10 protein-coding genes and 2 pseudogenes are annotated in these 19,505 nt (G+C 49.2%); 2 read left to right on the forward strand and 10 right to left on the reverse strand.

Annotated features, from left to right (window positions below):
• Positions 1-157: 157 nt before the first annotated feature.
• Complete coding sequence (locus INT76_RS01810; protein WP_212571544.1) at positions 158-496, reverse strand: ATP cone domain-containing protein; 339 nt, start codon at positions 494-496, stop codon at positions 158-160.
• Positions 497-650: 154 nt separating this feature from the next.
• On the opposite strand from INT76_RS01810, the gene pepF reads away from it, so the two are divergent.
• Positions 651-2,441: an oligoendopeptidase F gene (gene pepF / locus INT76_RS01815; RefSeq protein WP_212571546.1), complete on the forward strand. Its 1,791-nt coding sequence runs from the start codon at positions 651-653 to the stop codon at positions 2,439-2,441.
• 48 nt (positions 2,442-2,489) lie between these two features.
• Here pepF and INT76_RS01820 read toward each other — a convergent pair whose 3' ends face one another.
• The 8 genes and pseudogenes from INT76_RS01820 to INT76_RS11225 all read right to left on the reverse strand — a co-directional run.
• On the reverse strand, positions 2,490-2,825 hold the full coding sequence (locus tag INT76_RS01820) for a Lin0368 family putative glycerol transporter subunit (RefSeq protein WP_212571548.1): 336 nt from the start codon (positions 2,823-2,825) through the stop codon (positions 2,490-2,492).
• A gap of 12 nt (positions 2,826-2,837) precedes the next feature.
• Positions 2,838-3,191: a Lin0368 family putative glycerol transporter subunit gene (locus INT76_RS01825; protein ID WP_212571550.1), complete on the reverse strand. Its 354-nt coding sequence runs from the start codon at positions 3,189-3,191 to the stop codon at positions 2,838-2,840.
• Between the two features lie 90 nt (positions 3,192-3,281).
• Complete coding sequence (gene glpO, locus INT76_RS01830) at positions 3,282-5,111, reverse strand: type 1 glycerol-3-phosphate oxidase (RefSeq protein WP_212571551.1); 1,830 nt, start codon at positions 5,109-5,111, stop codon at positions 3,282-3,284.
• Positions 5,112-5,129: 18 nt separating this feature from the next.
• Positions 5,130-6,644, reverse strand: a complete 1,515-nt coding sequence (gene glpK, locus INT76_RS01835) for a glycerol kinase GlpK (protein WP_212571553.1) — start codon at positions 6,642-6,644, stop codon at positions 5,130-5,132.
• 192 nt (positions 6,645-6,836) lie between these two features.
• Positions 6,837-8,312: an AcpB/EbpR/MafR family transcriptional regulator gene (locus INT76_RS01840; protein ID WP_249116166.1), complete on the reverse strand. Its 1,476-nt coding sequence runs from the start codon at positions 8,310-8,312 to the stop codon at positions 6,837-6,839.
• Between the two features lie 17 nt (positions 8,313-8,329).
• Positions 8,330-9,661 carry an NAD(P)/FAD-dependent oxidoreductase gene (locus INT76_RS01845; protein ID WP_212571557.1) on the reverse strand — a complete coding sequence of 444 codons (1,332 nt, stop codon included), beginning with the start codon at positions 9,659-9,661 and terminating at the stop codon, positions 8,330-8,332.
• Positions 9,662-9,840: 179 nt separating this feature from the next.
• Entirely contained in the window at positions 9,841-10,164 is a 324-nt protein-coding gene (locus INT76_RS11220; protein WP_428843985.1) for an LPXTG cell wall anchor domain-containing protein, read from the reverse strand.
• 4,263 nt (positions 10,165-14,427) lie between these two features.
• A pseudogene (locus INT76_RS11225) lies at positions 14,428-15,423 on the reverse strand (hypothetical protein); the annotation flags it as partial.
• A gap of 3,187 nt (positions 15,424-18,610) precedes the next feature.
• Here INT76_RS11225 and INT76_RS11125 point away from each other — a divergent pair.
• Entirely contained in the window at positions 18,611-18,898 is a 288-nt protein-coding gene (locus INT76_RS11125) for a hypothetical protein (protein ID WP_282960505.1), read from the forward strand.
• Between the two features lie 191 nt (positions 18,899-19,089).
• Here INT76_RS11125 and INT76_RS11130 read toward each other — a convergent pair.
• Positions 19,090-19,287: pseudogene (locus tag INT76_RS11130) on the reverse strand (KxYKxGKxW signal peptide domain-containing protein); the annotation flags it as partial.
• Between the last annotated feature and the right edge of the window lie 218 nt (positions 19,288-19,505).

Below are 19,505 nucleotides of genomic sequence, written 5' to 3' on the forward strand. Positions count from 1 at the left end.
TGACGACGCTCTTCCTAACCTTTGAGCGAAGCGATTGCTTCGAGCCCTCCTTTCTTTTCTTCTATTCATATAATAATATTTTTAAACATGAAAATCTAGTCTTTTGAACGAACTTTTATTCCTTTTAAAACAAGCAAAAAACCGTCTGACAGACGGTTTAACGAACTTGTTCAAAACGAAGGTGAACATTGATACGATCGCCATAACCATTGCGCTCCAAATCGCGTTGCAGACGGTAGGAAATGTAATGTTCAGCAATCGTAATATAGCCTGCGTCAAGAAGGCGATGCTCAACTTGTGATTGGACCATACTAATGGTTGGACGCTCTGTGTGAGCTTCTTCCAAGTCTAGGACAACTTTCTTGGTTACTTGAGCCAAGTTCTTGCGCCAGGTATCATCAATCACATAGACAGTCTGAGCAGCTTTAATGATGGCCTGATAAATCTTATCTGGATCAAAGTCAACAACTTCTCCACTACGTTTAATGACTTGCATAAAAGCTCCTTTCTGGTTTATAAAAACCCTTTCATTCTACTTCTATTATCCAAGTATTATGTAAATTTGTCAAGATTTTTTTCATGAATATGGTATAATATTTTCAGTATGAAGAAAAGCATCTAAAGATGTGTTAACTGAAAAGGAGAACTATATGACAAATGCGATGCCAAAACGTCAAGATATTGATGTTCAGCTAACTTGGAACACTGATCTGATTTTTCCAACACAAGAAGATTTCAAGCTTGCTCTTGCAGATTACAAATCTTCAGTAGAAACGTTTGAGAAGACCTATAAGGGGCAGCTCACCGACCTTGAAACCATCGTGGCAGCCCTAAAACATTATGAAACTCTGGCTATTTTAAGAGGGAAACTCTTCAACTATGCCTTTTTGCCACTTGAAGTGGATAAGTTTAATACGGAATTAGCTAGCTTGGCAAATGAGTTCCAATTGGTAGCTGCTATTGTGGCGCCACTTCTATCCTTCCTTGAAACAGAACTTGCTCTTTTGGATCAAGCACTCCTGGAAGCGGTGATTGCTGATCAGCCACAGTGGACTTCCTACATTCAAGAAATCATTCGCTTCAAGCCGCATCAGTTGCACCCACTCCAAGAGGAGTTGCTGGCAAGCTTTGCTCCTACTTTTGACCAACCTTACCTGAACTACGGTACTACTAAGTTTGAAGACATGACCTTTGAAAACTTTGAAGCCAATGGTCAGACCTACGGTAACAGCTATGTGCTTTTTGAGAATGATTATGAAATCAGCCATGATACTGAACTTCGTCGCAAGTCTGCTGCTAGTTTCTACTCTACCCTCAAGAAATATAAGAATACTACTGCTGCAACCTATCTTTCACATATCAAGAATGAGCAAATTGAAGCAAAGTTGCGCGGATTCCAATCAACCATTGACTACTTGCTCTTCCAACAGAATGTATCTCGCGATCTCTTCAACCGTCAAATTGATGTGATCATGAAAGAATTGGCACCGCATATGCGTCGCTATGTTAAATTGGTCGCAAAAGCTCATAATCTGGAAACTATTACACACGCTGACCTAAAAATCAGCCTTCCTTCTGATTATAATCAGCGGATTACTCCTGAGGATTCCAAACAATTTCTAATTGACTGTTTAGGAGTTCTTGGAGAAGACTACGTTAAGATGATTGAGCGCTCTTTTGATGAGCGGTGGACCGACTTCGCCCAAAATGAAGGCAAGGCAACGGGTGGTTTCTGTGCTACTCTCTATGATGGCCCATCCTATATCCTGCTTTCTTGGACTGGTCTAATGAATGAAGTCTTGGTCTTGGCCCATGAGCTAGGACACGCAGGACACTTCCAGCTAGCGAAAAAGCAAAGCATTCTCAACTACGAGCCATCTCTCTACTTCATCGAAGCGCCATCTACGGCCAATGAAGTCTTGACCTGCAATACCTTGCTCAAACAAAATCAGGATCCCGGTTTCCAAGCCTATCTTATTAGTGAGTTAATCAGCCGTACCTACTTCCACAACATGGTGACCCACCTCTTGGAAGCAGCTTTCCAACGTGAAGTCTACACTCGTTTGGACAAGGATGAATACCTCAATGGTGATATTCTTTGCCAGATTAAGCTGGATGTCATCAAGGAATTCTGGGGTGAGGACTTTGAAATCGGTGAAGATGCTGGTCTCATCTGGATGCGTCAACCACACTATTATCTAGGCTTGTACCCATATACCTACTCAGCTGGTTTGACCATCGGTACTGCCATGGCCAAACAACTAGAAGAAAATCCTGAAGCTGTGGTTGAAAGATGGCTTGAAACTCTTTCACTCGGAGCTAGCATGTCTGCACAGGACCTTGCTAAGTATGCCGGTGTGGATGTTTCAACAGACCAACCACTTAAAGAAACCATCGCCTATGTAGGTTCCTTGGTGGATAAACTGGAGGAATTGGTTTAGACATAAAAAGAAAGGCCTTGTGGATTTCCCACAGGGTCTTTGCTTGTTTTATAGAATAAATGAGAGGATTAGCCCACCTAAAATACCGCCAACAAGGGCTGCCAGTAAGTTGAGTTTGGCTTTACCAATCTTGCCGCCACGGGCTACTGAGGCAACGAAGACACCGACTCCTGCTGCCAATCCCATATCTACCCAAGCGTCGCCTGTTTGGGTCATGAGACCGACACCGTGGTTGAGTGTCCAGATGGTTCCTACAATCATAGCAGCTGCTACCCAACCACCGATGGGACCCCAGTTATCAACCATTTTTCCCCAAATCATGCGGATAACAAATGGAAAGATAAAAGCTCCTACTACTGTTGCAATGGCTTGTTGAATTGTCATCTTTCTACCTCCTTAATCCTTTTCCATATCCACTTCTACTTTGGCCGCAAAGAGCCCTCCAAGAGTCGCTCCGACAATGACCAGTAGAATGGTTGGAAGGGAATCAACAACGGTATGAAAACCGTATAAGAAGGCATCCCTAAAGACGCCGCAAATGGCGATGGCTAATCCCATGTCAACAAAAGCTGCATCTGCATCCTGCTTGATTAGTCCGTGATAATGATTCATGTACCACATTGGGCCGATGATGATAAAGGCCGCAAAATAACCACCTGCTATGCCATAAGTGTTGGCAAAAGCTCCCCAGACACTCATCACAATCATGCCTGCAATCATATATCCTACGGTTGAACGTAAAAATTTCATAAAACCTCCAATATTGTCAAGGGAAAGAGGACTTCTTTCCTTATCATGAGGGAAGGCCAGACCTGCTGGCATTTCCCTACTTGTATTATATTATCTATCTTTCAGATAGGTCAAATCATTCTTAGTTAACGCTTCTATTAGTAAATCTTTATGATTTGCTACTTCTTCATCTGTCCATTGGTAGTAGGCCGCCATTTCCAGCAAAATATCTGGTAGGACGGTATCCACCTGTTCCCGCATAAAGAGCATGTAGTTGGTCCGGCGGAGCAGGTAATCAACTGGTGTCAAGGTCATCTCTTCTTTCATGGCATAGTGAAGCGACAGGAGGTCACGCTGGTTCAAGTCAGATACCGCTTCAATTTTATGGTTGAGGGCATAGACTTTTGGTGCGTTTGAGCCATAAAGATTGGCCAGATAGAGGGCATCTTCGTAGGCAAGACCTTTTTTCACTCCCAGCTGAGCCAGGTGCTCGATTTCTTCTGCAACATTGGCAGGGTTGAGTTCACCACCTGAAACTGGGTAGGTTTTCGAATTGATAAGCTTGAAGCTGCGGCCATGTTCCTCTTTCAAGATAGCTGCTACCTTGTCCATGGCCCCTTCGGCCATCTTACGAAAATCTGTAATCTTACCACCAGCCAGGGTGAGCAAGCCGTTGTCATCTCGGTCAAGGGACGAACCACGGGATACCGCCGAAGGATCCAGCGTTTTCTCAGATACGCTACCTTCCAAATGGGTCAAATCATGCTCGACATCATCGCGGCTCTTTTCCTGGTTCAGGTAGGCTTTGACGGTTTCAATTAGGCTGTTGAAACTTTCATCGCTGATTTTGCCGTTATTCCCACCATTGTAGTCTGAAGCTCCGTTTCCTGAAAGGAGAGGACGAAGGCCAGCCCAGCCACTTTCGATGTCATCAAGAGTAAGATGTGCTTCAGGGAAGCGGTTGTTGACAATGGCCAAGAGGTAATCAACATCTTCTTGGGTGACCATTGGATTGGCCAAATCACCGGTATAGTCCGTATCGGTTGTTCCAAAGTAGGTCTTATTCTCCCGCGGTAGGACGAAGACCATGCGTCCATCAGCCTGTCCTGTATCGAAATAGGTTGGCTGCGGTACAGACAAGCGGGAACTGTCCACCACCAGGTGAACCCCCTTGGTTGGTCTCATTTGAAGGATACCTGAACCTTCTCCGCCAAGATTGCGGACTTCATCGCTCCATGGTCCTGTTGTATTGATGACCAGGCGGGCACGAATTTCGAAAGTGCTGTCTGTCAGCAAGTCACGAGCGACAATACCGACAACCTTTCCAGCTTCATCCTTGATGAAGGATTCTGCCTTTACTCGGCTGGCAATCAAGGCCCCGTCTTTAGCTGCGCGCTTGATATTTTCGATGACCAGACGGGCATCGTTATTGCGATAGTCCAGATAGACACCGCCGCCGAGCAAGCCTTCTTGTTTGAGATGAGGTTCTCTTTCCAGGACTTCTTCTTTGGTTAAAACCTTGTTGGCCAAGTCTGTGTTATTGACACCAGCCAGGAGGTCATAGAGATCCATGGCTACTTTAAGGCGGAAGAGGCTAAAGGTTGAACCTTCTTCATCATAGACAGGCAATAACATAGGGTCTGGCTTTGGAATATGAGGAGCAATCTGCTGAACAACTGCCCGTTCCGAAACAGTATCGGAAACCACCTCTACATCAAATTGCTTGAGATAGCGCAGGCCGCCATGGACCAGCTTGGTGGAACGGCTGGAAGTACCTTCTGCAAAGTCCTGCATTTCAATCAAGCCCGTTTCCATTCCGCTGGCTGCTGCTTGAAGGGCCACGCCTGCCCCAGTAATACCTCCTCCTATAATCAAGAGATCCAACTGGCGGTCTTGCATTTTTTCAATGGCTAATCGTCTAGTTTCTTTTGAAAATTCCATCTTATTCTCTTTCTAGCCTTAGGCTTCGTCATCCACTTGAGCAAATAATTGGGTCGCTGCAACGGCTCGTTTCCAACCCTTGTAAAGTTGTTCCTTGCGGGCTTCGTTCATAGCTGGTTGGAAGGATTGACCAACGGCATTCAATTCTTTCAACTCATCCAAGTCCTTCCAGAAGCCAACTGCCAAACCGGCCAAGAAGGCTGCTCCAAGAGCGGTCGTTTCCAAGTTTTTGGCGCGGGCAATTTCGATACCGAGAATATCAGCCTGGAATTGCATGAGCAGACTGTTCATTGCTGCCCCACCATCAACTTTGAGGACAGAGATGTCGATGCCTGAGTCAAGCTGCATGGTGTCAATGACATCCCGAACCTGATAAGCAATGGATTGAAGAGTTGCTTTCACAAAATCTTCCTTGCTGGTACCACGGGTCAAACCGAAGACCGAACCACGGGCATCTGAGTTCCAGTAAGGGGCTCCGAGGCCTGTAAAGGCTGGCACGACGTAGACTTCATCATTGCTGGTCGAATTGCGGGCAAGTTCTTCTGATTCTGGAGATTCCTTGATCATCCGCATGCCATCACGCAGCCATTGGATAGCAGAACCTGCGATAAAGATAGAGCCTTCCAGAGCATAATAGACCTTGCCATTGATGCCATAGCCGATGGTGGTCAAGAGGCTGTTTTCAGAAAGCTGCATCTCTTCACCTGTATTCATCACGATGAAGGAACCAGTGCCGTAGGTGTTCTTGACCATACCTGGTTCAAAGGCTAGCTGACCAAAGAGGGCCGCCTGCTGGTCTCCTGCCATACCTGAAATTGGAACTTCTGCACCATAGAAATGGAATGGGGCTGTTGTGCCGTAGATTTCTGAGTTTGATTTTACCTCTGGCAACATGGCTTTAGGAATATTGAGGAGGGCTAAAATCTCCTCATCCCACTTGAGCTCCTTGATGTTGTAGAGCATGGTTCGAGCCGCATTGGAATAATCGGTCACATGGCAAGCACCGTTGGTCAATTTCCAAACCAACCAGGTATCGATGGTGCCAAAGAGGATTTCACCCTTTTCAGCCCGCTCTTGAGCTCCCGGAACCTGATCCAGAATCCAACGCACCTTAGTCGCTGAGAAATAGGCATCGATGACCAGACCTGTTTTTTGATGGAAGAGTTCAGAGTAGCCATCCTGCTTGAGCTGGTCAGCGATATGGGCTGTTTGGCGAGATTGCCAGACGATGGCATTGTAGATAGGAAGACCGGTTTCCTTATCCCAGACGACAGTTGTTTCCCGCTGGTTGGTAATGCCAATCCCTTCAATCTGATCAGGACGGACACCACTTTCGATAAAGGAGCCGGCGATGACTGATTGGACAGAGTTCCAGATTTCGTTGGCATTGTGTTCTACCCAGCCTGGTTTTGGAAAGATTTGGGTGAATTCTTTTTGGTAGCTACCAACTTTTTCACCTTTTTTATTAAAAATGATGGCACGCGAACTAGTGGTTCCTTGGTCGATGGCCATGATGAATTTTTCTGTTGACATAAGAGTCCTCCTGAAAATTGATATTGAAAACGCTTCCGCTTCTTCTTGATTTTATTGTAAACCATTCTGGATATTTTTTCCTATCATTTTTTTCATTCTGCTGAAAAAATCTGATAGAAATTTCTCTCATCACTTGCCAGCAAAGGGTTTTTCAAGCAAAAAAATCCCAGAAAAAACTGAGATTTTGGTCACTTATCGTCGTTCAATGGTAAAGTCTGGCTGCTGAGAAATCTTTTCTGCCTCCAGCTCCTTCTCCTGATAGAGTCCATCAAGAATGGCTTTTAGGCTCTGTAAATCCTGATAAGCTAAGCCTCCCTGCAAATAATACACCTGCTTGTTTTTCAAAGGAAAGCCATCTGAAATGATGTAATCATAGGTCATCCCCTCCTGATATTCTTCGATGCTGGCAAAGCGATTTCGCTCCAAACTTTGCCGCAACTGATGCAGCAAGGGATAGGCTAAAACCTGATGGTAGCTGGAAACGAAACCAATGCGCAGTCGGATGGGTTTGACCTGACTCAGGTAAACATAGAGACTGACAATTTTGGGCACAAAGACAGACTTTTCCAAGGCAGTCAGGGACCATTTCCGGCCATAGAGGGTCTGATGGACCTCTGTCAGAAGACTTAAGGCTTCTTCTTTGAACTGGTCCTCCGCAACCGCCCATCGCTCCATCCCTGTCTGAATGCTAGACTGGAAAAAGTAGAACTGACTAAGAATCTGATTGAGATGATACAAACCTTCTTCGACCATGGGAAGCTGGGAAGAAAAATAGCTGCGGATAGCTTGATAGGCCCATGAAGTCGCCTGCATAATCGGCCCGCCAAAACCTAACACCTGCTCCAGTTTTTCCGGTTTCAAGAGAAACTGGCTAAAGAGAAAGGCAAAAAGGCACATGATTTCCCCCTCATGAAAGGAGAAAGCAAACTGTTGGTGGATGGTGAGGGCGAACTTACGGAGCCGTTTATAAAATTTATGCTCTTCATAGGGCTTCATGAGCTGGACCAAATCCTTAAAATCAAGATGCCGTAAGCGCATCCGTTTCTGCTGGATGGTCAACCACAGAGCCAACTGCTGTTCTTGTCTGGGATTGAAACTGGACTCATAAAAGCGCTCAAAAATGGACAAATTTCCAAGCTGTTCTTGGTAGGCCAAGCGCTTTTCCATTTGTGCCTGTGTCATGGTTTGCCAAAAAAGTTGGTAATAGAAATAGCGAATCTGCAGCTCACTGCCCTTGATGCGGCCGTTTCGAATGCTGATCTTATTTTCCTGCAAGGACTTATTGAGGGAAGAAAGCTGCCTATTGAGAGTAGCCTCACTGATGAGCAAGGTCTGGGAAAGGCCTTGAATGGAAAACTCCTCCTTGTCAAACAAGTAAAGCAAAATCTGATATTTGATACTTTCTCTACATAAAAAGGAAAGAATATCTTGTTTCGTCAAGACGGAAGACCGCTCCATGAGGAGGAAATCCCCTTCAATCCGAAAGGCAAGATCCAACTGCTCTTCTTCTGCATGCTCACAAAAAGCTTGGATATATCGGGTCAGAGTTGAACGTGAAAGGTCCAGTTCCTGACTGAGTTCCTTAAGGGTCAAAGGTCTAACCGAATCCTGCAAACGAAGGTAGAGTTGGTAGATGGCCCTTTCCTTTTTTTCTAATAAATCAATCATCTGCATCCTTCCACCTCTCATTCCTCAGCCCGAAGCAGACGGTGGTAGAGATTGGCAGCCTCAACCAAGATAGGCACCAGAGGCCTGCTTCTCGGCAACCACAGCCAGCTCTGCTCTAGGAAATCCTGAAGACAGAGTCCTTGGGAAATGGCCAAAGCCAGACTGTCCATCTGCTCCAAATGCTGAGACTTGGAAACCAACTGCCCCCCAAGAATCCGACCACTCTCCTTGGTCAGGACTAGCTTAAAGTCAACTAGCCTTTCATCCCAGTCACTAAAGGGACGCTGTAAACGGATAGTCCTGATTTCCTGCCTCAGTTCAGCCTCCGCCTCAGTCAAACCGACGCTAGTCAGGTAATAACCAAAGAGGTGACTGGAAATTATACGATTGACCTCTTTGAGTGGCCGCTTCCGATCGACTAGATTTTGAGCTACTAGTCGGCCTGTCAGAATTGCATGATTGATCATAGGCAGGTAGGCTTTTCCCAAAAAGGCATAGGGAAGCTGAATCAGATCCCCAACTGCAAATACAGCTTCCTGGCTGGTTTGCAAAAACGCATCCACCCAGATGGTTCCATCAGAATTGAGTTCAAGGGCACCTTCAAAAAGTGCACTATTGGGCTTGAAGTTGGTCCCAATCAGAAGATAATCTGCCTCATACTGTCCATGGATGCTTTCCAGTTTCACCTTGTCAGCTGACCCAGAAAGGCTAATATCATTGACCGTTTCTGAAAGATGAAGGTCTAGCCCAGCCTCTTCCAATTTCAAGCGGAGCTTCTCCGTCATTTCCCTATCAAAATATTTGGCCAAAAGGGAATCCTGGGCTTCAAACAAGCTGAGCCTTACTGGGAGCTGGCTTAGGGCCTCCAAGCTTTCCAAACCAATCTGGCCCCCGCCAATCAGGGCAATGGACTGGGCATCCCTTAGCTTTTCCAGACTGGCTTGGGCCGCCCCAATGGTCTTTGAAGAAAGCAGGCGGGGCTCCAATTCCCCAGTCGAGCGCTCCCAGATCTGGCTGGCTCCCATGGCAAGAATCAAGTAATCATAAGCCAGCTCAAAGACAGTCTCTCCTTTTTCGAGGAGGACTGTTTTTCTACCACAATTCAAGCCAATCAGACTGGTCTCTAATTTCCAGTCCAGATCAGCCTGCTCCGCATCTTTTACCAAGGAAATTCGGGCTTGGTCCCAAGAAGTCAAACTGCCCTTCAGCTTCCAATTCAAGGCATTGGGAAAATAGCCGACTTCCTTTTCTCTATCTATCAAATGAATACTTGCTTCTGGATAAGCCGCCCGACATTCTATGGCGGCAGTTAAACCAGCAAAGGATGCACCAACAATCACAATATCCATCTTCATCCTCCTTATCCCTAACATTATATCATCAAACTGCCCTTTTCGGTTTGGAAAGGCTTACAGCTTCTTGGTTTATACAAAAAAACAGAGAAGAATCAAATTGAACTTCTCTGTTTTTCATGTTCTATAGACTCCCTCAAAAGAGAAGAAACAGTTGATAAGGTTAATCTAAAACATTAATCTTCTGACTGATTATTCTTTCTCTTTCTACGAGCAATTAGTGCTGCCGCAGCTAGCAATCCAAGACTGCCAAATAATCCTGTTTGTGATTTCGATTCACCAGTATTAGGCAATCTTTCTGAACTTGTTGCAAGTTTGCTTGCTGACCTTGGTTTCCACATAGTTGACGCACTTAATGACGCAGACTCAGAGGCTGACGTACTTGCACTGGTCGATGCACTCAAGGATGCGGACTCGGAAGCCGATGTACTTGCGCTGGTTGAGGCGCTCAAGGATGCCGACTCAGAGGCTGACGTACTTGCGCTGATTGAAGCACTCATTGAAGCTGACTCAGAAGCTGACGTACTTGCGCTGGTTGATGCGCTTAGAGATGCGGACTCGGAGGCCGACGTGCTTGCACTGGTCGATGCACTCAGGGATGCGGATTCTGAAGCTGACGTGCTTGCGCTAGTTGATGCACTTAGTGACGCAGACTCGGAGGCCGATGTGCTCGCTGAAGTTGAGGCGCTCAAGGATGCAGATTCAGAAGCTGACGTGCTTGCGCTGGTCGATGCACTCAAGGACGCGGACTCGGAGGCTGACGTACTTGCGCTGGTTGAGGCGCTTAGCGATGCTGACTCAGAGGCTGACGTACTTGCGCTGGTTGATGCGCTTAGAGATGCGGACTCAGAGGCCGACGTGCTTGCACTGGTCGATGCACTCAGGGATGCGGATTCTGAAGCTGACGTGCTTGCGCTGGTTGAGGCGCTGAGTGACGCAGACTCGGATGCCGACGTACTTGCGCTAGTTGAAGCGCTGAGTGACGCTGACTCGGAGGCTGACGTACTTGCGCTAGTTGAGGCGCTCAAGGATGCCGACTCAGAGGCGGATGTGCTTGCTGAAGTCGAGGCACTTAAGGATGCGGATTCTGAAGCTGACGTGCTTGCTGAAGTTGATGCAGATTCAGAAGCTGACGTACTTGCGCTAGTTGAGGCGCTCAAGGATGCCGACTCGGAAGCCGATGTACTTGCACTGGTTGATGCACTCAAGGATGCGGACTCGGAGGCTGACGTACTTGCCGAGGTTGACGCACTCAAGGATGCGGATTCTGAAGCTGATGTGCTTGCTGAAGTTGATGCAGATTCAGAAGCTGACGTACTTGCGCTAGTTGAGGCGCTCAAGGATGCCGACTCAGAGGCTGATGTACTTGCTGAAGTCGAGGCGCTTAGTGACGCAGACTCGGAAGCCGACGTACTTGCGCTAGTTGAAGCGCTGAGTGACGCAGACTCGGAAGCTGACGTACTTGCGCTGGTTGAGGCGCTTAGCGATGCTGACTCAGAGGCTGACGTACTTGCGCTGGTCGATGCACTTAGTGATGCCGACTCGGAGGCCGATGTGCTTGCGCTAGTTGACGCACTTAGTGACGCGGACTCGGAAGCTGACGTACTTGCTGAAGTCGAGGCACTCAGGGATGCTGACTCAGAAGCCGACGTACTTGCGCTCGTTGAAGCGCTGAGTGACGCAGACTCAGAAGCTGACGTACTTGCGCTGGTCGATGCGCTTAGAGATGCGGACTCGGATGCTGATGTACTTGCTGAAGTTGATGCACTCAAGGATGCAGACTCAGAGGCTGACGTACTTGCTGAAGTTGATGCACTCAAGGATGCTGACTCAGAAGCTGACGTGCTTGCACTAGTTGATGCACTTAGTGACGCTGACTCAGAGGCTGACGTGCTTGCTGAAGTCGAGGCACTCAGGGATGCTGACTCAGAAGCCGACGTACTTGCGCTAGTTGATGCGCTTAGAGATGCGGACTCGGAAGCTGACGTACTTGCACTGGTCGATGCACTTAAGGATGCTGACTCAGAAGCGGATGTGCTTGCCGAAGTCGAGGCACTAGTTGACGCAGACTCGGAGGCGGATGTACTTGCCGAGGTTGACGCACTTAGTGACGCAGACTCGGAGGCGGATGTACTTGCCGAGGTTGACGCACTTAGTGACGCAGACTCGGATGCCGACGTACTTGCGCTCGTTGAAGCGCTGAGTGACGCAGACTCGGATGCCGACGTACTTGCCGAGGTTGATGCACTAGTTGATGCAGAGTCAGACGCGGATGTACTTGCGCTAGTTGATGCACTGAGTGACGCGGACGCGGACTCGGAGGCGGATGTACTTGCCGAGGTTGACGCACTTAGTGACGCAGACTCGGATGCCGACGTACTTGCGCTCGTTGAAGCGCTGAGTGACGCAGACTCGGATGCCGACGTACTTGCCGAGGTTGATGCACTAGTTGATGCAGAGTCAGACGCGGATGTACTTGCGCTAGTTGATGCACTGAGTGACGCAGACTCGGAGGCGGATGTGCTTGCTGAAGTCGAGGCACTTAGTGACGCGGACTCGGACGCTGATGTACTTGCTGAAGTTGATGCACTCAAGGATGCGGATTCTGAAGCTGATGTACTTGCGCTCGTTGAGGCGCTCAAGGATGCCGACTCAGAGGCTGACGTACTTGCGCTGGTCGATGCACTTAGTGATGCCGACTCGGAGGCCGATGTGCTTGCGCTGGTTGAGGCGCTTAGAGATGCGGACTCGGAGGCTGACGTACTTGCGCTCGTTGAGGCGCTCAAGGATGCCGACTCAGAGGCTGACGTACTTGCACTGGTTGATGCACTCAAGGATGCGGACTCGGAAGCCGATGTACTTGCGCTGGTTGAGGCGCTTAGAGATGCGGACTCGGAGGCTGACGTACTTGCGCTCGTTGAGGCGCTCAAGGATGCCGACTCAGAGGCTGACGTACTTGCACTGGTCGATGCACTCAAGGATGCGGACTCGGAAGCCGAGGTGCTGGCGCTGGTGGACGCACTGAGCGATGCTGACTCAGAGGCTGACGTACTTGCACTGGTCGATGCACTCAAGGATGCGGACTCGGAAGCCGAGGTGCTTGCGCTAGTTGATGCACTCAAGGATGCTGACTCAGAGGCTGACGTACTTGCGCTAGTTGAGGCGCTTAGAGATGCGGACTCGGAGGCTGACGTACTTGCGCTCGTTGAGGCGCTCAAGGATGCTGACTCAGAGGCTGACGTACTTGCACTGGTCGATGCACTCAAGGATGCGGATTCTGAAGCTGACGTGCTTGCGCTAGTTGATGCACTCAAGGATGCTGACTCAGAGGCTGACGTACTTGCGCTAGTTGAGGCGCTTAGAGATGCGGACTCGGAAGCTGACGTACTTGCACTGGTCGATGCACTTAAGGATGCTGACTCAGAAGCGGATGTGCTTGCCGAAGTCGAGGCACTAGTTGACGCAGACTCGGAGGCGGATGTACTTGCCGAGGTTGACGCACTTAGTGACGCAGACTCGGAGGCGGATGTACTTGCCGAGGTTGACGCACTTAGTGACGCAGACTCGGATGCCGACGTACTTGCGCTCGTTGAAGCGCTGAGTGACGCAGACTCGGATGCCGACGTACTTGCCGAGGTTGATGCACTAGTTGATGCAGAGTCAGACGCGGATGTACTTGCGCTAGTTGATGCACTGAGTGACGCGGACGCGGACTCGGAGGCGGATGTACTTGCCGAGGTTGACGCACTTAGTGACGCAGACTCGGATGCCGACGTACTTGCGCTCGTTGAAGCGCTGAGTGACGCAGACTCGGATGCCGACGTACTTGCCGAGGTTGATGCACTAGTTGATGCAGAGTCAGACGCGGATGTACTTGCGCTAGTTGATGCACTGAGTGACGCAGACTCGGAGGCGGATGTGCTTGCTGAAGTCGAGGCACTTAGTGACGCGGACTCGGACGCTGATGTACTTGCTGAAGTTGATGCACTCAAGGATGCGGATTCTGAAGCTGATGTACTTGCGCTCGTTGAGGCGCTCAAGGATGCCGACTCAGAGGCTGACGTACTTGCGCTGGTCGATGCACTTAGTGATGCCGACTCGGAGGCCGATGTGCTTGCGCTAGTTGATGCACTCAGGGATGCGGACTCGGATGCTGACGTACTTGCTGAAGTTGAGGCGCTCAAGGATGCCGACTCAGAGGCTGACGTACTTGCGCTGGTCGATGCACTCAAGGATGCGGACTCGGAAGCCGAGGTGCTGGCGCTGGTCGATGCGCTTAGAGATGCGGACTCGGATGCTGATGTACTTGCTGAAGTTGATGCACTCAAGGATGCAGACTCAGAGGCTGACGTACTTGCTGAAGTCGAGGCACTCAGGGATGCTGACTCAGAAGCCGACGTACTTGCGCTCGTTGAAGCGCTGAGTGACGCAGACTCAGAAGCTGACGTACTTGCGCTGGTCGATGCACTTAAGGATGCTGACTCAGAAGCGGATGTGCTTGCCGAAGTCGATGCACTAGTTGACGCGGACTCGGAAGCTGACGTACTTGCACTGGTCGATGCACTTAAGGATGCGGACTCGGACGCTGATGTGCTTGCCGAAGTCGATGCACTAGTTGACGCAGACTCGGAGGCCGATGTGCTTGCGCTAGTTGATGCACTTAGTGACGCAGACTCGGAGGCGGATGTACTTGCCGAGGTTGACGCACTTAGTGACGCAGACTCGGAGGCTGACGTACTTGCGCTTGTTGAAGCGCTCAAGGATGCCGACTCAGAGGCTGACGTACTTGCGCTGGTCGATGCACTCAAGGATGCGGATTCTGAAGCTGATGTACTTGCGCTAGTTGATGCACTGAGTGACGCGGACTCGGAGGCTGACGTGCTTGCCGAGGTTGACGCACTTAGTGACGCGGACTCAGACGCGGATGTACTTGCACTAGTTGATGCACTCATTGAGGCTGACTCAGAAGCCGACGTGCTTGCGCTAGTTGATGCACTTAGTGACGCAGACTCGGAGGCTGACGTACTTGCGCTCGTTGAGGCGCTCAAGGATGCTGACTCAGAGGCTGACGTACTTGCACTGGTCGATGCACTCAAGGATGCGGACTCGGAAGCCGAGGTGCTTGCGCTAGTTGATGCACTCAAGGATGCGGACTCGGACGCTGATGTACTTGCTGAAGTCGAGGCACTCAGGGATGCGGACTCAGAAGCTGACGTACTTGCCGAGGTTGAGGCACTCAAGGATGCCGACTCAGAGGCTGACGTACTTGCACTGGTCGATGCACTCAAGGATGCGGACTCGGAAGCCGATGTACTTGCGCTGGTTGAGGCGCTTAGAGATGCGGACTCGGAGGCTGACGTACTTGCGCTCGTTGAGGCGCTCAAGGATGCCGACTCAGAGGCTGACGTACTTGCACTGGTCGATGCACTCAAGGATGCGGACTCGGAAGCCGAGGTGCTGGCGCTGGTGGACGCACTGAGCGATGCTGACTCAGAGGCTGACGTACTTGCACTGGTCGATGCACTCAAGGATGCGGATTCTGAAGCTGACGTGCTTGCGCTAGTTGATGCACTCAAGGATGCTGACTCAGAGGCTGACGTACTTGCGCTAGTTGAGGCGCTTAGAGATGCGGACTCGGAGGCTGACGTACTTGCGCTCGTTGAGGCGCTCAAGGATGCCGACTCAGAGGCTGACGTACTTGCACTGGTCGATGCACTCAAGGATGCGGACTCGGAAGCCGAGGTGCTGGCGCTGGTGGACGCACTGAGCGATGCTGACTCAGAGGCTGACGTACTTGCACTGGTCGATGCACTCAAGGATGCGGACTCGGAAGCCGAGGTGCTTGCGCTAGTTGATGCACTCAAGGATGCTGACTCAGAGGCTGACGTACTTGCGCTAGTTGAGGCGCTTAGAGATGCGGACTCGGAGGCTGACGTACTTGCGCTCGTTGAGGCGCTCAAGGATGCTGACTCAGAGGCTGACGTACTTGCACTGGTCGATGCACTCAAGGATGCGGATTCTGAAGCTGACGTGCTTGCGCTAGTTGATGCACTCAAGGATGCTGACTCAGAGGCTGACGTACTTGCGCTAGTTGAGGCGCTTAGAGATGCGGACTCGGAGGCTGACGTACTTGCGCTCGTTGAGGCGCTCAAGGATGCTGACTCAGAGGCTGACGTACTTGCACTGGTTGATGCACTCAAGGATGCGGACTCAGAGGCTGACGTACTTGCACTGGTTGATGCACTCAAGGATGCCGACTCGGAAGCCGATGTACTTGCGCTCGTTGAGGCGCTCAAGGATGCCGACTCAGAGGCTGACGTACTTGCACTGGTTGATGCACTCAAGGATGCGGACTCAGAGGCTGACGTACTTGCACTGGTTGATGCACTCAAGGATGCAGATTCAGAAGCTGACGTACTTGCGCTGGTGGATGCACTCAAGGATGCGGACTCGGAAGCTGACGTACTTGCCGAGGTTGAGGCACTCAAGGATGCCGACTCAGAGGCTGACGTACTTGCCGAGGTTGAGGCGCTTAGAGAGGCTGACGTACTTGCACTGGTCGATGCACTAGTTGACGCAGACTCAGAGGCTGACGTACTTGCCGAGGTTGAGGCGCTCAAGGATGCTGACTCGGAGGCTGACGTACTTGCTGAAGTTGATGCACTCAAGGATGCGGACTCGGAAGCTGATGTACTTGCTGAAGTCGAGGCACTCAGGGATGCCGACTCGGAAGCCGATGTACTTGCGCTCGTTGAGGCGCTCAAGGATGCCGACTCAGAGGCTGACGTACTTGCGCTAGTTGATGCACTTAGTGACGCAGACTCGGATGCTGACGTGCTTGCGCTGGTGGATGCACTCAAGGATGCGGACTCGGAAGCTGACGTACTTGCGCTCGTTGAGGCGCTCAAGGATGCCGACTCAGAGGCTGACGTACTTGCACTGGTCGATGCACTCAAGGATGCTGACTCAGAAGCCGACGTACTTGCGCTAGTTGATGCACTTAGAGATGCGGACTCGGAGGCGGATGCGCTTGCTGAAGTCGAGGCGCTCAAGGATGCCGACTCAGAGGCTGACGTACTTGCGCTAGTTGATGCGCTTAGAGATGCGGACTCGGAGGCGGATGCGCTTGCTGAAGTCGAGGCACTTAGTGACGCGGACTCAGATGCGGATGTGCTTACGCTGGTGGACGCACTTAGTGATGCAGACTCGGAGGCAGATAGACTAGCCGAGTTTGATGTTGACTGCTGATCAGTAATGGTTAGCTGGTAACTTTTTGTTACGCTTGCTCCATCACTATCAACCACAGTAACTGTGACGGTGTAGACACCAGGTTTAGTGGAAGATGGAATAGCTCCATTTGTTACCGCAATGCTTCTTCCTTCGCTATCAGTGACTGTATAAGTGATTGTTTTTGCAACACCATCTCGATCATCTTCTAAATCTGCAGCGACAACACCATTTGATAGTGGGATAACAATCTGACCTGCTCTGTCAATGGTTTGGTCAGAAACAGAGAGAGTCGGAGCTGAGTTAGGAGCAATACTATACGGAACATTGACAATTTTAGAAACACCTTGCTGAGTGGTTATCCTCACTTGAACAAAGCCTGAACCAGAAGTTGGAACTGGACTTAACAGTTCCTTGGTGATAATAGCACCGTCTGTTGGCCCAAGAATAGAAACCGCATCAGTTAATTCAGTTGCTGTGATAGTTTGCTTGTGATCTTTTTGAACAGGTGTTACTTCTGTATCCAAGACATGGATGCGGAAAGTTCCGTATCCTTCATTTCCATGTTGTGAACTATCTCTAGCCATTACTGCCCGTTCGTAGGTACCAGTTGGCTGATCGGTTAGTTTTCCAGCAGGTATAACCACCTGTGTATTGTTATCAACTCGAACAGCCAAGCTTGTACCAAACGTAGCATCTGTGGTATTGTTTCCGACTGAACTAGTAATTGAGGCAGCAGCGATTGACGAGCGATCTGTTACGTCTGCTAACTTCAAATCTGTATTTAAAGCTGTATCCTTAAATAGATAGACATCATTAGCCACGACTGTCACTACCGGATTTTGAACATCGATAGTTAAATCGCTCATATTGATACGCGTTCTATCGACAGGGCTACTAACATGTGTTCCACCCGAGTAAGTTCCTGTAGGAGCATCTAAAACAGGGATTCGTTGTCCACCCGCATTGTGTGTTTCGCCAGTAGGAGTTTGATTATTACGACTATGGGCACCTGCTTGAACAATTATCTGAGCCTGTCTAACATCTGTTGTCCGCATTTGGAAGTTAATTGTGTAAATTTGCCCACCTGTCAGTCTTCCAGTAGTCATGTAGGCAATTCCTGTAACACGGACACCATCGGACCAAGTAACGCCGAGTGCTGCTGTATGGACTTGGGACAGGACAAAGCTATTATTGGCCAAACTTGGTATTCCAATCGGAGTCATAGTCTCATCACCAGCAAAATAGAAGCCAAGATATCCTGTACTTATAGGTTGAACATCCACCTGCCAATTGATAATTTGATTGGCTTCATCGTAATAGCCTCGAACGGCTCTTACAGTTCCAGAAGTATCTGATTTACTTACCAACAACTTGCCAAGCGAATTGGTTCCTGTGCCGTTTCTAAGGCTGGTTCCTGTAGCTGTGCTTGTTGGTGTCATCTGCTGGATACGGCCTGACAGAGCAGTTCCAGCTGAGGCAGTAGATATAGCCAAGGCATCTAGGCTTTGTTGGCTGATGGTTGGATTTGTGAAGGCTGCTTCTGCTTGAGCCAATATTGCGATTGCACGGTCTCGAGCAGTCACATATTTTTGATATTTTGCAGCGCTGGTTGATTCTTCAGAAGGCACTTCTTTTGATAAGGCCTCCCTCAGTGTTTGCAGGGCCATCTGTAATTTTGAGTAATCCAGATTAGACTCTGCCTGAGCAACAGCCGATGTGGCAGACTCATTCGAACGCTCATTTCCAGTAGTAGCCCCTTCTGCTAGAGGGCTAGAAGAGGTTGATGAACTTTCTGAGGCGCTAGTACTTGCCGAGGTAGAGCTACTCTGCGATGCCGAAGTGCTGGCACTTGTCGAGGCACTCAAGGATGCGGATTCAGATGCTGAAGTGCTGGCACTTTCTGAGGCAGACAAACTGGCCGAGGCTGAGGAACTATCCTCGGTGGAGAGAGTTTGGCTCCCTGCACTTGCAGTCGGACTCGTAGTTACAGTGCTTACTTGCTGAGCATCTGATTCAGAAACCGCGCTTGTTTCAGTCGTAGTCACGACAACGACATCTTGATCAACTAGCGTTTCTCCTGCTGTTACCTGCTCTTCAGTGACTGTTTGCACTTCTTCTGCAAATACCGAAGTCGTTACAGTAGCCCCGGTTGCAATAGCTCCGGTTGCCAATGCAGCCTTTAAATAGTCTAAATGATGCGATGTTAAACTATCAGAAGGATGGAGATCTGGAATACGCACATCTGGCTTGTCACTCCCCTTTCCACGCATCACTCTTAAAAGATTTAGCTGTGATAGAACGGTTTTTACCCAATTTTTTCCAGATTTATGCATTTTGACCCGACTGGTCCTGTTAACCTCGTCAAAATGTTTATTAAACCGCTTTCGATTCATGAATTGCTCCTAAATATTTACTTGTGCTGCGAAGGCACAAATTCGCTTATCCTACAATGTTTTTTACATATATAAATAAGTTAGATATTTTTATAAACTATCCTTCATTATAATACATATTCACTATTTTTTCAATGAAATTTACTATTTTACTGCGAAAGATTTCTGAATATCGCTTACATTTTTGTATTCTGCCGAAAAAGGCTCTAGTTTAGGAT

The organism is Streptococcus oriscaviae (genome assembly GCF_018137985.1).
Taxonomy (GTDB): Bacteria; Bacillota; Bacilli; order Lactobacillales; family Streptococcaceae; genus Streptococcus; species Streptococcus oriscaviae.

Excerpts from the sequence above, each read along its gene's own strand:
- INT76_RS01810 (WP_212571544.1), bottom strand. The coding sequence starts at position 496 with ATGCAAGTCATTAAACGTAGTGGAGAAGTTGTTGACTTTGATCCAGAT.
- pepF (WP_212571546.1), top strand. The coding sequence starts at position 651 with ATGACAAATGCGATGCCAAAACGTCAAGATATTGATGTTCAGCTAACT.
- INT76_RS01820 (WP_212571548.1), bottom strand. The coding sequence starts at position 2,825 with ATGACAATTCAACAAGCCATTGCAACAGTAGTAGGAGCTTTTATCTTT.
- INT76_RS01825 (WP_212571550.1), bottom strand. The coding sequence starts at position 3,191 with ATGAAATTTTTACGTTCAACCGTAGGATATATGATTGCAGGCATGATT.
- glpO (WP_212571551.1), bottom strand. The coding sequence starts at position 5,111 with ATGGAATTTTCAAAAGAAACTAGACGATTAGCCATTGAAAAAATGCAA.
- glpK (WP_212571553.1), bottom strand. The coding sequence starts at position 6,644 with ATGTCAACAGAAAAATTCATCATGGCCATCGACCAAGGAACCACTAGT.
- INT76_RS01840 (WP_249116166.1), bottom strand. The coding sequence starts at position 8,312 with ATGATTGATTTATTAGAAAAAAAGGAAAGGGCCATCTACCAACTCTAC.
- INT76_RS01845 (WP_212571557.1), bottom strand. The coding sequence starts at position 9,661 with ATGGATATTGTGATTGTTGGTGCATCCTTTGCTGGTTTAACTGCCGCC.
- INT76_RS11220 (WP_428843985.1), bottom strand. The coding sequence starts at position 10,164 with ATGAGTGCTTCAATCAGCGCAAGTACGTCAGCCTCTGAGTCGGCATCC.